2 protein-coding genes are annotated in these 1,280 nt (G+C 65.5%); one reads left to right on the forward strand and one right to left on the reverse strand.

The features are described from left to right. Nucleotides 1-849 (forward strand): ribosome biogenesis GTPase Der (der, locus tag EOA22_RS33965; protein ID WP_127390630.1); only part of this gene is annotated, 849 nt, incomplete at its 5' end. Nucleotides 850-881: 32 nt separating this feature from the next. Here the strand turns inward: der and EOA22_RS33970 are convergent. Then, nucleotides 882-1,280: LysR substrate-binding domain-containing protein (locus EOA22_RS33970; RefSeq protein ID WP_245478766.1), on the reverse strand; the 399-nt coding region annotated here is incomplete at its 5' end.

Below are 1,280 nucleotides of genomic sequence, written 5' to 3' on the forward strand. Positions count from 1 at the left end.
GCCGAGCACACCTATGACGACACCAAACCGATGCGCATCGCCGTCGTCGGCCGTCCCAATGCCGGCAAGTCGACGCTGATCAACGCGCTGATCGGCGAAGAGCGGCTGCTCACCGGACCGGAAGCCGGAATCACCCGTGATTCGATCTCGGTCGATTGGGATTGGCATGGCCGCCGCCTGAAGCTGTTCGATACGGCCGGCATGCGCCGCAAGGCCAGGATTCACGAAAAGCTCGAAGTGATGTCGGTGCAGGACGGCCTGCGCGCCATCCGCTTCGCCGAGATCGTCATCATCGTGCTCGACGCCACCATTCCCTTCGAGAAGCAGGATCTGCAGATCGCCGACCTGATCATCAGGGAAGGCCGGGCGCCGGTGATCGCCTTCAACAAATGGGACCTGATCGACCATCCCCAGGAGCTTCTGGCCGAACTGCGCGAGAAGACGGAACGGCTTCTTCCCCAGGCGCGCGGCCTGCAGGCCGTACCTGTCTCCGGCGAGACCGGGCGCGGCCTCGACAAGCTGATGGATGCCGTCATCAGGACCCACAAGGTATGGAACAGCCGCGTCTCGACTGGCAAGCTCAACCGCTGGCTGGAAGGCATCCTGGCACACCATCCGCCGCCTGCCGTGGCAGGGCGCCGGCTGAAGGTCAAATACGTCACCCAGGCCAAGACCCGGCCGCCGGGTTTCGTTGTCCAGTGCTCGCGGCCCGATGCGATGCCGCAATCCTATGTCCGCTATCTCTCCAACAGCCTGCGCGAAGCCTTCGATATGCCCGGCGTGCCGATCCGCATCGCGCTGCGCACGTCGGACAATCCGTTCGCCGGCAGGTCGAACAAGCGTAAATAAGCGGTCGGGCGCTGGATACCTGTTCCGGCTGTCTAAGCGACCTCCTTCAACCGCTCGTCCCGTGGCAGCGCCTGCAACGCCGCCTGCAGCAATATGTCGGCCAGCCGCGCTGCCACCGGATCCAGTTCAGCATCCTTCTGGTGCAGCACCAACGCCATTTTGGGCAATGCCGGCAGCCCGGCGATCTCCGGCGTCATCGCGCTGACGCTGGCCGGCAGGCCGATGTCGGTGCGGATTGTCAGCCCCAGCCCCGCCGCCACGGCTGCCCAGATGCCGCCAAGGCTCGGGCTGGAAAAGGCCATCCGCCACGACAGGCCGGCGCGGTCGAGCGTTTCGGTTGCCACCGTGCGCAGAAGGCATGGCGCTTCGAGCGCCACCAGCGGCAGCGGCTCACTGTTGCGCAGGCTGGTCTCGATACCCTTTGCCGGCCC

This window comes from Mesorhizobium sp. M7A.F.Ca.US.014.04.1.1 (assembly GCF_003998745.1).
GTDB lineage: Bacteria > Pseudomonadota > Alphaproteobacteria > Rhizobiales > Rhizobiaceae > Mesorhizobium > Mesorhizobium ciceri.